This window comes from Aestuariivirga litoralis (assembly GCF_003234965.1).
Taxonomy (GTDB): Bacteria; Pseudomonadota; Alphaproteobacteria; order Rhizobiales; family Aestuariivirgaceae; genus Aestuariivirga; species Aestuariivirga litoralis.
This window is the reverse complement of the sequence record NZ_QKVK01000001.1, coordinates 592,915-606,428: the sequence shown is the minus strand read 5'-3', so window position 1 is coordinate 606,428 and position 13,514 is coordinate 592,915. Positions and strand designations below refer to the sequence as shown.

The window sequence follows — 13,514 nt, the reverse complement described above, 5'->3', positions numbered from 1 at the left end:
CGTTCCATGCGAAGCATGCAGGAGGCGCGCATGGCTGGCAGGCTGCGCTTGACCGGCGCGGCGGTCAGACCATAAACGGCGGGTGGCCCGCCGCCCGTCGATCGGGCCGCCCGCAGCGGAGATGATCGCGCCACATCATGACCCAGCCTTCCGTGACGGTGCTCATCCCCGCCTACAATGCCGCGACCTTTATCGCGCCGATGCTGCAATCGGTCTCGGCGCAGTCCGGCGCGGAGTTCAGGGCCATCATCTCGGTGGATGTCAGCACCGATTCAACCTTCGATCTGTGTGCCGCCCATGCGGCGCGCGATGCGCGCTTCAGCGTGGTCCGGCAGGCGCAGCGCCAGGGCTATGCCGGCAACTGCAATTTCCTGCTCGGCCAGGCTGCCACCGACTGCGCGATGTTCGCCTTCCACGACGACATCCTGGCGCCCCACTGCCTTGAGCGGCTGTCGGCGGCACTTGCCGCCGCGCCGCAAGCGGTGCTGGCCTATGGCGACATGGAAATGACGGAGATCGGCGGCACGGCGCAGCACTGGGCCTTCACCGCGCCTGCGGGGCAGGAGGGAGCAGCGGCGCGCGGCCTCGTCATGCTGCGCCAGCCGGCGGGCTGGTGGGTGCCCAATCGCGGATTGTTCCGCATGGCGGCGGCGCGGCGCGTCAGGGGCGTCAAGCGCCATTCGGCAGGCGAGTTCGTCTGCGACCTGCCATGGCTGCTGCACCTCAGCCTGCTCGGCGATTTCGTCCGGGTGCAGGAAACGCTGTGCTTCAAGTTCCTGCAGAAGCACAGCCTGTCGCGAACCTGGAGCTATGACGATGCGCAGTGGCTGGCGGTCCATGCCTCGTGCCTGCGCGAGATCTGGCAGTCGGACCTCGGCGAGGGTGACAAGCTCGCACTCAGCGAAGCACTGCTCGTGCAGTCGCGTCCACGGCAGGGACGGTTTCACTGGCTGCCGCGGCCCATCCGCGCCGCCGGCAAGGCGGTGCTGCCCAAACCCGTGCTGCGGTGGCTGTCGTGAGCGGCATGGCGTGCTACCGGCCGGTGGCGGCCTTCCTCGGCGGGCGTGCACAACTCCTTGCCTTCGAGGCGCAGGCGGATGCACGCGGCACGCTCACCGCGCTGCCGCATGATGGGCTGCCCTTCGCTCCGCAGCGCAGCTTTTTCGTGCACGGCGTGCCGGCGGGCACGCGGCGCGGCGGCCATGCCCACCGCACCGCGCGGCAGCTGCTGTTCTGCCTGTCAGGCAGCATCACCGTGCGGATGCGCCATGGCGGTGAGGAGGCCTGCGTGGTGCTCGATGACTGTTCGCGTGGCCTGCTCGTCGAGGCAGGCGTGTGGTCGGAGCAGCACTATGTCACGCCGGGGGCAGTCCTCTGCGTGCTGGCGAGCGAGCCGTTCAGCGCCCAGTCCTACCAGCCGGAGCCGGCGGCGTGACGGGCCGCAGCGTGGCCATTCTCGGCGGCGGCATCATGGGCTCGGCGCTGGCGCTGTTCCTTGCCCGGCGCGGCGCCAGCCCGGTGATCTTCGAGCAGATGCCGGAGATCATGGCGGGTGCCAGCCGCTGGAACGAGGGCAAGATCCACCTCGGCTACATGTACAGCGCCGATGCCAGCCTCGACACGGCGCGGCGGGTGATCGCCGGCGGTCTGGCCTTCGTGCCGCTGGTCGAGGACCTCATCGAGACGTCCCTTTCCGGGCTGATGACGGAGGGCGACGACGTCTTCCTCTGCCATGCCACCTCCGTGGTGCCGCCGGACCTCATGGCGCAGCGCCTCGATGCCGTTGCGGCCCTCGTGAGGGCCCACCCCGGCGGCGGCGGCCATGGCGCGGCACGGCGCTTCGGCATGGCGGAACTGGCAAGGCTCACAGGCTCGCCCGCCATCGTGGCGGGGTTCCACGTGCCCGAGCGTTCGGTGCAGACGCGGGCGGTGGCCGACCTGCTGCGCGCCGCGGTCGAGGCCGATGGCCGCATCCGCCTCTGCTGCGGCCGCCGCGTTGTGGGCGTGGAACAGGGCGCACGCTGGCGCGTGCTCACGCCCGAGGGCGCGGAGGGTCCCTTCGACTGCGTGGTGAATGCGCTCTGGCAGGGCCGCCTGCCGGTGGACGTGAGCGCCGGGCTGCCGCTGCCGGCCGACTGGTCGCAGCGCTACCGGCTGGCCGTGTTCCTGCGCACGCGGCGGCATGTGGATGCCCCCGGCGCCGTCATCGCCGCCGGGCCCTTTGGCGACATCAAGAACTACAATGGCCGCGACTTCTATCTTTCCTGGTATCCGGCCGGTTTGCAGCATGAGAGCCGGGACCTCGACCCGCAGTGGACGCCACCCGCGGGTGGCGGTTTCGACGCGCAGGTGGCGAGCGACAGCCTCGCAGCACTCGAGGCCTTCCTGCCCCAGGTGGCGGAGCTGCGGGCGGAGGCGGAGAGCATCATCGTGGCGGGCGGCTGGGTCTACGCCGCTGCCTCTGGCTCGCTGGCCGATCCCGCCGCCACCATCCATCGCCGGGCCGACTTCGGCATCACCCGCCGCGGCAGCTATGTGTCGGTCGACACCGGCAAGTATTCGACGGCACCCTGGCTGGCGCAGAGGCTGGCGGCGGAGATCGCATGAGCGGACCGGCGCGGGGCCTGCACGCACTGGATGAAACTTATGCCGTGATGCCGACGTCCATCCCCGGTCGCGAGCCGCACATTGCCGGCTTTCAGGGCCTGAACCACGGGCGTTTTGGCGAGTGCCGCAAAATTCTTGTTGCTTAACAAAGCAGGTTCGTAAATGGTTACTTAGTCAATAGCGTGAGTGCTTATCTGGGGTCATAACCGCCGTAGCAGGCAAACACTGGGGGAATTCAATGGGAAACAAACTTGCCGTTTTGCTGTTTGCAAGTGCCTCGCTCGCCCTGTCCGCCGTCCCGGGCTCCGCTCTCACCACCACGACGACGAACATAACCTGTTCCTCCACGGTCAAGCTGCAGGCAACCATCGATGCGGTTGTTGCCGGGACCGTGGCGACCATAAACGTGTCCGGAACCTGCAACGAGAACATCGTCGTCCCGCAGGGCAAGACCATCGTCATCGTGGGTGCTACGGCCACTTCCAAGATCACGCCTGCCAACGTCCTGCTTCCCGCTGTCAACGCGCTGGGTGACGTCACGCTCCGCAAGATGGTCTTGAACAATGCGACGGGCGCGGCAGATACGCTTGTCGAAACCAACAAGGGCGGAATGCTGACGGTGATTTCAAGCGACCTCAGCGCCCCCAATGTGGAAGCCGTCGTCGGCGTCTGGGGTGGCACCGCCAAGGTCACGAACAGCCGGGTTGTCGGGGGCTATGGATCCGGCCTCGATGTTTGGGGTTCCTCGACGCTCGTCGTCGAAGGCGATCCGGCCTTTCCCGCTGGTCCCACCGGCGCCTTCGAAGCCTATGTGAAGAGCCCCGGTGCCGGTATCAGCTGCGGCCAGGGCGCAAGCCTTCGCGTGCAGGCGAAGGCAAGCGGACCGACGAACGGGTTCATGACGGTCGAGCAGAGCCGCTATGGCATCGGTGGCAACCTCTGCGATTTCAAGATCTGGAACAAGACCACATCAAGGCTGAACTTGCGCATCCGCAACATCACCGACACGGGCATCAGCTTCTCGCAATCGCGCGGAACGGTGGAAAATGCCGTCATCATCTACGGCGCCAACGGCGTCTGGCTCAACCAAAGCGACGTGATTTTCGCGCGCACGACGATCAATGGCAACAACATCGGCTTGAACGCGGAGCAGAGCAGGGTGATGTTCGACACCGTCACACTTTCGAACACCTCGGGCGACGTACAGGCCGGGACGGGTTCGTCGCTCCACTTCGTGGACTGGAACGGTGTGTCGACATTGCCAAAGATGCTGAACTGGACCAATAGCTTCGATTGCTGGAATGGCGGGCGGATCGACATTGAAAGCAGTGCCCTGAGTGCGCCGCTTGGTTCGAAGTACGACTTCCTGGGATGCGTCTTCGTCCACTAGTCAGGCGTTGCCCGCGCCCGGTCTCTGGAGGCCGGATGCCCACAGATTGAGGATGGGGGGCCGGCGGTGCCAGAGCCCCCCGTATCCCCGTCTGGAGTCGTTCGTGAAAGCGCATGGGCTGCTTCACGTATTGACTTTTGGCCCTTTCTTTCCCAATCCGTCCTTCCGGGCAACAAGCGATCACGAACCGAGAACACGTGCTGCCTCAGCCAGGGGCGGGGAAATACCCCTGCGCCCGACAGCGGAATTCCGTGGAGCGATCGTCTTCGGAATCCGGCAGCATCGCGGATGGGGCAGATGAGTTACTCGAAGAGACATTGGATCGCGTGGTTCGTCGCCGGGTTCTTGCTGCTCGTGACGACGGGCTTGCTCGTTCCCCTCGTCCTGTATGACGTCGAGCGTCCCGACGGTGCGATCGCCGAAACGAGCAAGTTCATCGGCAGCACGGCGCGGGCCATCGGCAATTCCATCAAGGTGAAGCTGGGTGTGGGTGCCGATGCGCAGGCGGGTGGTGCGGAGATCTCGGCGCTTGGCACGACACTGCTGTCAACGGGCCTGATCGACCTCAAGGTGTCACGCTATGCGCTGCTCGGGATTCCGCGTTGCCCCTTCGATGTCAACACGCCGGGCGCAATCGAGGTGGATGGTGACGGCCTGCTGCTCGGACATTGCAGCGGCCGCTTCTACAAGCTGAAGCTTCAGCCGGACATCTCGATCGAAGACACCGGCTTCGACCTTCCGATGTTCTGGACGGAAATGATGTCGGCCGAACCGAGCACCGCGACCCAGGACAACCCGAGCCTCAAGCTTCTCGACCTGCTTCGCCTGCAGGACGGCAGGACGGCCGTGTCCTACACGCGGTGGAACGACGCCTACAAGTGCTTCCAGTTCGCGGTCGCCATTCTCGATCTCGATGCGAAACCGACCAGCGTGAAGCCGGTCTTCGAAGCCACGCCCTGCATCGGGCCTCACATGAACGACGATTCCGTCTTCAACGGGCTTCAGGCAGGTGGCCGCCTTGTCCAGACCTCCGACCACACGCTGCTGGTGACGGTCGGCGATTTCGATCTCTATGGCGGCGTCAACCAGGTCGAGGGCTCCGTGCAGGACCCCAAGAGCGATATTGGCAAGATAGTTGAAATCGATTTCTCAACAGGCGCGCACCGGCATTTCTCGACCGGTCACCGCAATGGGCAGGGGCTCGCCATCACTGGCGATGGCCGCATCTTCGAAACCGAACACGGGCCGCAGGGTGGCGATGAAATCAACCTGGTGCGCGATGGGGTGAATTATGGCTGGCCATATGAAACACTGGGCACCAGCTATGGTGGCGGCGACTGGTTCCTGGCGAAGAAGCGGGGAGACCATTCGCAGTATCAGAAGCCGGTCTTCGCCTATGTTCCGTCCATCGGCATCAGCCAGCTGATGGAAGCCCGCGGCTTCGCCGAGGAATGGGACGGCGATCTTCTCGTCGGCTCGCTCAAGCAGCACACGCTGCACCGGCTGCGGCTCGATGGCGACAGCGTGCTCTATGACGAACCGATCCTCCTGAACCAGCGCCTGCGCGACATGGTCCAGATGCCGGGCGGCCGCATCGCCATCCTCACCGACGACTATGAGATCATCGTGCTCGAGAAGGACCGCGACGGCAGGATACAGGCGATCATGGCGGCCGCGCCGGAGCCGGCGCGCGAGGCCCTGCAACAATGCCTCATGTGCCACGCCCTCGCCGTCAGCGACGCAACCGGCGGACGGATACCCTTCACCGGCATCATCGGGCGGACGGCGGCAAGCGTGCCGGGGGTGGACTACTCGCCTAGCCTGAAGGCGATGGGCACGGTCTGGACGGCGGAAACGCTGGACGCCTTCCTCGCCGATCCGGAGCGCATGGCGCCCGGCACCCCGATGGCCGCCAAGGCCGTCCGGGACCCTGAACTGAGGCGCATGCTGGTGGACCTGATCGGGAAACTCTCCGCGCCATAGCCTTGCGGCACGGCACATCCCTGGCATTGCCCGCAGTGGCAGGGCCAGCGTCCGACAGCATCGTGGTTGAATGGCCTGGTGGAGCGAAGGGGGATCGAACCCCTGACCTCGGCATTGCGAACGCCGCGCTCTCCCAACTGAGCTACCGCCCCTTTTCAAGGCTGTGTCCACAGGCGGAGCGGTTTCTAGTCCGTGGCCGGGGCAGCGTCAAGCTTGCTTGCGGGCCGCCCCGCGCCTACATCTCGACAAAACGATCCGAAAGGCCTCAACGTCCATGATGTCGATGAACCCCTTCCTGTGGCTGATCTTGACGGTCATCAACATCTATTTCTGGATCATCCTGGCGATGGTGGTGATGAGCTGGCTTGTGGCCTTCGGCATCGTCAACCGCTCCAACCCCTATGTGCGCCAGATCGGCTATGCGCTGGAGCGGCTGACCGAGCCGCTGCTCCGGCCGATCCGCCGCGTCCTGCCGGACCTGGGCGGCATCGACATCTCGCCCATCGTGCTGCTCATCGCCATGCAGTTCTTCGGCATGCTGGTGACCCGGGTCTTCGTCAATCTCGGCTGGGCGTGACCACGCCTCTCCGCCCCGGCAAGGGCGGGCTCCTGCTCACTGTCCGCGTCACCCCCAAATCGTCCCGCGACGAGGTGGGAGGGCTCCATGTCGCCGCCGACGGGGCGGTGTCGCTGGCCGTGAAGGTGACGGCGGTGCCGGACAAGGGCCGGGCCAACAAGGCGGTTATCGAAACCCTCGCCAAGGCCTGCCGGATGCCCAAATCGGCCTTCCAGCTCGTTGCGGGCGAAACCGAGCGCAACAAGACCATTCTGGTCACTGGAAATCCCGCGGAACTTGAGGCATTGATTGCCGGGAAAGTGAATGCAGGGAAGGAAAATTGAATATGGCGAAAGTGATTGACGGCAAGGCCTTCGCGGAGGGCCTCAGGGGGCGGATCGCCAAGGCCGTGGACAGCCTCAAGTCGCAGCATGGCTTCACCCCCGGCCTGGCGGTGGTGCTGGTGGGCGAGGATCCGGCCTCCAAGGTCTATGTGGCCAACAAGGCCAAGCAGACGGTCGAGGTCGGCATGAACTCGTGGGAGCACAAGCTCCCCGCCGAGACCTCCGAGAAGGACGTGCTGGCGCTGGTCGAGAAGCTGAACAACGACCCCGCCGTGCATGGCATCCTGGTGCAGCTGCCGCTGCCCAAGCACATCGATTCGATGAAGGTTCTGACCGCCATCTCGCCGGCGAAGGACGTCGATGGCTTCCACGTCGTCAATGTCGGCAAGCTGTCGACGGGGCAGGACTCGCTGGTGCCCTGCACGCCGGTGGGCTCCGTCATGCTGGCCAAGGACGTGCTGGGCTCGCTCGACGGGCTGGAGGCGGTGGTGATCGGCCGCTCCAACATCGTCGGCAAGCCGGTGGCGCAGCTGCTGCTGGCCGAGAACTGCACCGTCACCATTGCCCACTCCAAGACCAAGGACCTGCCGGGCGTCGTGCGCCGCGCCGATCTCGTGATCGCCGCTGTGGGCCGTCCGGAGATGGTCAAGGGCGACTGGCTGAAGCCGGGCGCCACCGTGATCGACGTCGGCATCAACCGCATCGAGCGCGACGGCAAGGGCAAGCTGGTGGGTGACTGCGACTATGCCTCCTGCGAGAAGGTGGCGGGCGCCATCACGCCCGTCCCCGGCGGCGTGGGCCCCATGACCATCGCCTGCCTGCTCTACAACACGGTGAAGGCCGCCTGCGCGGCGAGGGGCATCGAACAGCCCGCCATGTAAGCGCGCGCCCGGGCTTGGGGCCCGGGCCCTTGCCCTCAGTCGCGGCGGCGGAACACCCAGAAGCGGTGCGCCAGGAATGTGACGAGCGGCATGACCGCCACCGCCAGCAGGGCTGCCATGGCATCGGGCAGGGCCGTGGCGCGCAGCAGCGCCACCAGCACCAGCGTGCTGACCACATAGGCGCCGCCCGATGCGCCGAGGAAGCGGAGGAAGGACCTCACCAGCGGCCCGCCGGTGCGGAAGGTCCAGAAATGGTGCCCCGTGAAGGACACGCCCAGCGCCAGGGCATAGGCGCAGGTGTTGGCAAGCACGGGCCCCGCCTTCGCAAGGCTGAGGAGTGCGGTGAGAACCGCGAAATGGGTGAGGCTCGCCGCCACGCCCACGATGCCGAAGCGCAGGCCCAGCAGCGCCTCGCGCAGCATGCCGCGCCCGGCACTCACGGGTCTTCGTAGATGTGGCGCACGAGATAGACCGGGCGACGCTTCGATTCGAAATAGTTGCGCCCCAGGTATTCGCCCATGATGCCGATGCCGATCAGCTGCATGCCGCCCAGCAGGTTCACCGCCACGAACAGCGAGGCATAGCCCGGCACGTCGATGCCGTAGATCAGCACCTGGAAGATCACGATCACGGCGAAGACGAAGGCGGCGAGCGACACCAGGATGCCGAGATAGGTCCATACCCGCAGCGGATAGGAGCTGAAGCTGGTGACGCCCTCGATGGCGAAGTTCCACAGCTTCCAGCCGCTGAACCTGCTGCGGCCCGCCACGCGCGGGGCGCAGCTGTAGTCGACGGATGCGGTGCGGAAGCCCACCCAGGCGAACAGCCCCTTCATGAAGCGCTGCGATTCAGGGAGCTGGCGCAGCGCCTCCACCACGCGCCGGTCCATCAGCCGGAAGTCGCCGACATTCTCGGGGATCTGCGGCGAGGCGATGCGGTTGTGGAGGCGGTAGAACAGGGCGGCGAGCTTGCCGCGCGCCCAGGGCTCACTGGCGCGGTCGGTGCGGCGGCCCAGCACCACCTCATAGCCCTCGCGCCATTTGGCCAGCATCTCGAGGATCACCTCCGGCGGGTGCTGAAGGTCGACGTCGATCGGCACCACCACGTCGCCGCCGGCGTGCTGAAGCCCTGCCGTCAGGGCCGCTTCCTTGCCGAAATTGCGGCTGAGGTCGATGACGCGCACCCGCAGGCCGGGCTTCTTCACCGCCAGCATGGCCGCCAGCGACGCATCGCTGCTGCCGTCATTGACGAAGACCAGCTCAACCGCGATGTCGGGATGGGGTGCGAAGACGCCGGCCACGCGGTCGGCGAAGGGGCCGATGGCCTCTGCCTCGTTCAGCACCGGGACGATCAGCGACAGTTTCACCATGCGTCCAGCCCCAGGGAAAATTCCGGATATTCTCAGTATCCTGACGATCGGCCCTGAATAGCCTCCGCTTCTGCGCCGCGCAAGGCGCGGGCAGCGCGACCGGTTTGCCACCGCGCCGAAGCTTCGGCTCGTTCGTGTGAAAGTTGCACCCGCCGCGGCGGCGCTTGCTTGCCCTGCGAATCCACGCATAGTCATGCCGCAAGCTGGGGCACGGGGGGGCCATGCAGGCGGTTCCATCGGCAGGTTCGGAGACATCTCTCGGCGGTGCGATCGGCGCGGCGCTGGGCGATCTCAATGCCTTCCTGCGTCAGGCCGGTCTCTATCTCGTCATCGTCATCCTCGCCGCCGGCGGCGGCTTCATGTTCCAGAACCTGATGGCGGTGGATCAATGGTGGGCCTATGCCGGCATCGCCGACTACCAGACCACGCTGACCGTGTCCTCCGGCCGCCCCGTTTTCGCGCTGGTCTCGGCGCTGGCACTCAGGGCCTATCCGCTGCACCCCTTCGACACCGTGCTGTTCTACGCCACGATGACGGTCTTCATTTTCGTGGTGTTCCGGCGGTGGACGGCATCGCCCTGGCTGCGGCTGCTCATCCTGTCGCTGTTCATCAGCAGTCCGCTGCTGGTGGAGCACATGCACTTTACGGTGAACCAGCTGCCGCTGTCGCTTGCCTTCGTGCTGCTCAGCTTCTGGTTCCTCACCATTGCGCCCGCCGGACCCGAGGGAATGAAGGGCCGCTGGCATGCCCTGCCGCTGGGGGCCCTCGCGGGGGGCGTGGCCATCGCCACCCGCAACGAGCTCGTCTTCCTCATGTGCGGCGTCGCCCTCATCGAGGCGATCCGGGCCCGCCTGCAGGATGGCCGCGGCCTGTTCGCCAGCCTGTGGCCGATGGTGCTCAGCCTGCTTCTGGCGGGGGCCGTGGGTGTCGGCATCATCTTCGCAGCGCTCGCCATCACCGGCGCCAGCCTCACCCGTGCCGGCAACATCGGCACCGATGGTCTCGTCTCCAGCCCGCAGGACAGCATCGGGCTGCTGCTGCGCTACCTCGATTACTGGAAGATGTTCCTGTTCCAGTCACACTACCTGTTTCCCGGCGTGGTGAAGGCGCTGGTCTGGGTGATGGCCGCCGCCGCACTGCTGCAGAGCCTCTTCGCGCGTGACGTGGCGCGCGTCGCCGCACTCGTGGCGGGGGGTTTGCTGCTCTCCGCCCTGCCACTGGCACTGGGCCTCGTGTCGCGCAATTTTCCCTTCCACTATGCGGCGGTCTGGCCGCTGGCGCTGGTGCCGTGTTTCGTCGCGGCCGTCGCGCTCACGGTGCCGCTGGGCAATGCCGCGGGCCGCTGGGTGGCGGGTGTGGCGGGTGCCATGGTGGTGGTGATCTCGGCCGCGGCCTTGTCGTCCGCGCAGGTGCACCTCGCCAATCTCAACCGGCGCGACGTCTCCACCATGACGCAGTTCCTCGCCACCATCCGCGCCTCCGGCGTCATCAACTGGAAGATCGCGCTGCTCGGCAGCTACGACAGCGGCGACACGCCACGCTGGGTGCGCAGCCGGGAAATGTGCAGCGCCTTCCAGTGCACCCAGGCCCTCGGCCCGCTGCTCAGCCTGACACTGCTCGAGCGCGACCCCACACAGCGGATCTTCACCCTCACCGACAATGAAAAGGCCATGTTCAAGGCGGACCTCGAGACCTTGCCCGTCGGCTCCGCCACCCTGCTGCGGCTGGACCGGGAGCGCTTCGTGGTGGTGCTGAAATAGGCCGGCGCCGATCCCGGGCCCCCATCCTGGGCCCGTCGTTATCGCCAGTCTTCTGACAATCCTCTATGCAAACCTTTATGCAAACCTTTGCAAAAGGCCCGTTTGGGTTTAGCTTCGAGTGATCCGCATCATGGAAGGCAAGCCCATGCGCCGCCCCGTTCGCCCTCTGAAACGTGCTTTCGCCGGCCTCCTGTCGGCAGCCGTCCTGCTCGGCGGCGCCACCGCCGCCCGGGCCGCCAGTTGCGAAGCATCGGCCAATTACGGCGTGGTGCTGTCGCTGTCCGACATCGTCAACGCGGTGAAGGCCCTGCCGCCCCAGGCGCTCACCGGCAAGAAGGGCAAGCCCGTCGGCAACCTGCCCAAGCAGGCCATGCTCAGCAACCTCCCGGCCGTGGCCCAGCAGGGCTCGACGGCGGAGCCCGGCTCTCCGGGCACCTGCGAGGCGCAATCCTACGGCTATGGTCTCGGCTCCTACACCGCCGCACGCACCAGCACGGGCGCCCAGAAGTGGGATGCCAGCCAGCCGCAGAATTCGGCCAGCGCCGCCTGGCTCTATGCGCTGATCCAGAAGCGCGCCGGCCGGCAATGCCCGCAGGGCTCGCGCAGCCTCGACTATCTGGAGCAGCTGGCGGGCGCGGGCGCCCCCAGCCGGACCCAGGTTCCCTACCAGTCCAACTGCACCTATCTCAACAACATCAACACCGGCGACCGTCCCAGCATGACGCGTTTCCTGATCGGCAGCTATGCGGTGATCCCGGTCACCGGCAATGCCGGCGCGGTGGACCAGATCAGGGCGCATGTGCAGAGCGGGCAGGCCGTTGCCTTCACCGGGTCGGTGCTGTGCGGCTATGCCAAGCGCCCGGCCTTCAAGAGCGGCGTCATCTATGAAACAGCCGTGGTGCCCAACAGCGGCCATGGCCAGCTGATCGTCGGCTATGACGACAAGGCGGGCAAGGACAAGGAACGCGGCGCGCTGCTGGTGCAGAACAGCTTCGGCCTCAACTGGCCGCCCTCGGGTTCGGGCTCCGCCGCACCCCCGGGGCAGGCCTACTGGTCCTACGGCACCTTCAGCGCCACCCAGGCGATGGCGGCGGTGGCCTATCCGGTGCCGGACACGCTGGGCAAGCTGCGGCTTGGCGCGTCGGTGGTGAACGCCACGACCGCCACGGTGGTCCGTTCCTACCAGTGGACGCCCAAGACCGACGACACCAGCGTCTATCTCATCGTCGACCTCGCCTTCGCAGGGCCGCTCAAGCTCAACGAGGTGTGGCTGCAGGAGCCGGGATCATCCTATGAGGTCAGGGCCGTCTATGGCCAGCACATCAGCGCCGGCTATGCCTATCTGAAGCGCAGCGACGGCAAGTCCTTCCTCGCCGGCGAATACAAGCTCACCCTCAAGACCACGCCGCTCGTCGGCTCCGCCGTCACCTATACCGGCAAGATCAAGGTGAAGAAGCTCAAGAAGTCGGGCGACATCTCGCCCGCCACCATGCAGGGCGCCACCATCCTTGGCCCCACCGGCGCGGTGGTGACGGTCAACTGAGCAGCACGGCGAAGGCTCGGGCCTTCGGCCGCCCGGACATTGCGAAGGCTCAGGCCTTCGCCTGCCCGGACATCGAGAAGGCTCAGGCCTTCGCCTTCTTGGCGCGCTCGATGGCGTCGAGGATCATCTGCTCGGCTTCGGCCGCATTGCCCCAGCCCACGACCTTCACCCACTTGCCGGGCTCGAGGTCCTTGTAGTGTTCGAAGAAGTGCTCGATCTGCTTCAGCGTGATGTCGGGCAGGTCGGTGTATTCATGCACGTTCTCGTAGCGCCTGGTCAGCTTGGCGGTGGGCACGGCGACGATCTTCTCGTCATGGCCCGCCTCGTCCTGCATCTTGAGCACGCCGACCGGCTTCACCGCAACGAGGGCGCCGGGAATGATGCCGCGCTGGTTGGCGATCAGCACGTCGATCGGGTCGCCGTCGTCCGACAGCGTGTGCGGGATGAAGCCGTAATTGCCGGGATAGCGCATCGAGGTATAGAGGAAGCGGTCGACCACCAGGGTGCCCGCCGCCTTGTCCATCTCGTACTTGATCGGCTCGCCGCCGACCGGCACCTCGACGATGACGTTGACTTCCTTCGGGGGGTTCTTGCCGATCGAAATGGCGTCGATGCGCATGGGACTTCCTTGGAATTTGACCTTTGTGGAGGCCTCTCTGCCACGGCACGGCGCAATTGGCTATCCTCCTTCTGTCTGTGTCCCGCTACCTTTGCGGCGGGCGGCTCGCCTGCCTTCATCCATGCGGCTTCGCCTGCCTGAGCTGCGCCGCAGCCGAGGGCGCGGGCTGGCGTCACTTCGCCGTCTGGTTCTTCCCGCCCGAGGGGGCCGGGCCGCAGCCATGGCTGGGCAGCGGGATCTGTTCGTAGGGATTGTCCTTGAGCGTTTCCCAGCTCACCGGGCAGCGCGGGCTGGGCAGCGGCTTCTGGTCCTTGCCGCCGGTGAAGGCCTCGATGCCGGGCGGAAAGTCCAGCATCCAGTCGTCATGGCCTTCGCGGTTCATCGCCGACACGGGGAGTGCTGCCGCCAGCAGGGCGACAGCGGCGAGAGCAAGGGATCGGCAAGGCTGAAGCATGGCTGCGT

At 66.3% G+C, this 13,514-nt stretch carries 15 protein-coding genes and 1 tRNA gene; 11 read left to right on the top strand and 5 right to left on the bottom strand.

The genetic code is table 11. From position 1 onward, the window contains the following. Positions 1 to 137 precede the first annotated feature (137 nt). The 6 genes from DK847_RS02960 (at position 138) to DK847_RS02940 (ending at position 5,980) form a co-directional block, all read left to right on the top strand. Complete coding sequence (locus DK847_RS02960) at positions 138 to 1,019, top strand: glycosyltransferase family 2 protein (RefSeq protein ID WP_111196101.1); 882 nt, start codon at positions 138 to 140, stop codon at positions 1,017 to 1,019. 5 nt (positions 1,020 to 1,024) lie between these two features. Next, the gene (locus tag DK847_RS02955; protein ID WP_111196100.1) at positions 1,025 to 1,435 is read left to right on the top strand and encodes a sugar 3,4-ketoisomerase; all 411 of its coding nucleotides are present in this window, start codon (positions 1,025 to 1,027) and stop codon (positions 1,433 to 1,435) included. Further along, positions 1,432 to 2,607 (top strand): FAD-dependent oxidoreductase, encoded by a 1,176-nt coding sequence (locus tag DK847_RS02950; protein ID WP_111196099.1) that lies wholly within the window; start codon positions 1,432 to 1,434, stop codon positions 2,605 to 2,607. Before DK847_RS02955 ends, DK847_RS02950 begins: the two co-directional genes overlap by 4 nt. Beyond that, complete coding sequence (locus tag DK847_RS20510) at positions 2,604 to 2,753, top strand: hypothetical protein (RefSeq protein WP_161957117.1); 150 nt, start codon at positions 2,604 to 2,606, stop codon at positions 2,751 to 2,753. The genes DK847_RS02950 and DK847_RS20510 overlap by 4 nt, the downstream gene beginning before the upstream one ends. A 92-nt stretch (positions 2,754 to 2,845) precedes the next feature. Then, positions 2,846 to 3,997 carry a hypothetical protein gene (locus DK847_RS02945; protein ID WP_146256028.1) on the top strand — a complete coding sequence of 384 codons (1,152 nt, stop codon included), beginning with the start codon at positions 2,846 to 2,848 and terminating at the stop codon, positions 3,995 to 3,997. 297 nt (positions 3,998 to 4,294) lie between these two features. Next, positions 4,295 to 5,980: a PQQ-dependent sugar dehydrogenase gene (locus DK847_RS02940; RefSeq protein WP_161957116.1), complete on the top strand. Its 1,686-nt coding sequence runs from the start codon at positions 4,295 to 4,297 to the stop codon at positions 5,978 to 5,980. A 76-nt stretch (positions 5,981 to 6,056) separates the two neighbouring features. On the opposite strand, the gene DK847_RS02935 is transcribed toward DK847_RS02940, so the two are convergent. Next, positions 6,057 to 6,132: transfer RNA gene (locus DK847_RS02935), tRNA-Ala, on the bottom strand. 122 nt (positions 6,133 to 6,254) lie between these two features. On the opposite strand from DK847_RS02935, the gene DK847_RS02930 reads away from it, so the two are divergent. Genes DK847_RS02930 through folD form a run of 3 tightly spaced genes read left to right on the top strand, consistent with a single transcriptional unit; the run spans position 6,255 to position 7,761 of the window. Continuing rightward, on the top strand, positions 6,255 to 6,557 hold the full coding sequence (locus tag DK847_RS02930; protein WP_425358674.1) for a YggT family protein: 303 nt from the start codon (positions 6,255 to 6,257) through the stop codon (positions 6,555 to 6,557). After that, positions 6,554 to 6,880, top strand: coding sequence for a DUF167 family protein (locus DK847_RS02925; RefSeq protein WP_111196096.1), 327 nt, complete (start codon positions 6,554 to 6,556; stop codon positions 6,878 to 6,880). Before DK847_RS02930 ends, DK847_RS02925 begins: the two co-directional genes overlap by 4 nt. Positions 6,881 to 6,882: 2 nt before the next feature. After that, complete coding sequence (gene folD, locus DK847_RS02920) at positions 6,883 to 7,761, top strand: bifunctional methylenetetrahydrofolate dehydrogenase/methenyltetrahydrofolate cyclohydrolase FolD (RefSeq protein WP_111196095.1); 879 nt, start codon at positions 6,883 to 6,885, stop codon at positions 7,759 to 7,761. A gap of 35 nt (positions 7,762 to 7,796) precedes the next feature. Here folD and DK847_RS02915 read toward each other — a convergent pair whose 3' ends face one another. Both DK847_RS02915 and DK847_RS02910 read right to left on the bottom strand, forming a co-directional pair. Beyond that, on the bottom strand, positions 7,797 to 8,201 hold the full coding sequence (locus tag DK847_RS02915; RefSeq protein ID WP_146256027.1) for a GtrA family protein: 405 nt from the start codon (positions 8,199 to 8,201) through the stop codon (positions 7,797 to 7,799). Continuing rightward, positions 8,198 to 9,130 (bottom strand): glycosyltransferase family 2 protein, encoded by a 933-nt coding sequence (locus tag DK847_RS02910; protein ID WP_111196093.1) that lies wholly within the window; start codon positions 9,128 to 9,130, stop codon positions 8,198 to 8,200. The genes DK847_RS02915 and DK847_RS02910 overlap by 4 nt, the downstream gene beginning before the upstream one ends. Before the next feature lie 221 nt (positions 9,131 to 9,351). On the opposite strand from DK847_RS02910, the gene DK847_RS02905 reads away from it, so the two are divergent. Both DK847_RS02905 and DK847_RS02900 read left to right on the top strand, forming a co-directional pair. After that, positions 9,352 to 10,890, top strand: a complete 1,539-nt coding sequence (locus DK847_RS02905) for a glucosyltransferase domain-containing protein (protein ID WP_111196092.1) — start codon at positions 9,352 to 9,354, stop codon at positions 10,888 to 10,890. Between the two features lie 145 nt (positions 10,891 to 11,035). Then, positions 11,036 to 12,433, top strand: a complete 1,398-nt coding sequence (locus DK847_RS02900; RefSeq protein WP_146256026.1) for a C1 family peptidase — start codon at positions 11,036 to 11,038, stop codon at positions 12,431 to 12,433. Between the two features lie 82 nt (positions 12,434 to 12,515). On the opposite strand, the gene ppa is transcribed toward DK847_RS02900, so the two are convergent. Beyond that, entirely contained in the window at positions 12,516 to 13,052 is a 537-nt protein-coding gene (ppa, locus tag DK847_RS02895; protein ID WP_111196090.1) for an inorganic diphosphatase, read from the bottom strand. A gap of 172 nt (positions 13,053 to 13,224) precedes the next feature. After that, positions 13,225 to 13,506 (bottom strand): hypothetical protein, encoded by a 282-nt coding sequence (locus DK847_RS02890; RefSeq protein WP_146256025.1) that lies wholly within the window; start codon positions 13,504 to 13,506, stop codon positions 13,225 to 13,227. Positions 13,507 to 13,514: the final 8 nt, after the last annotated feature.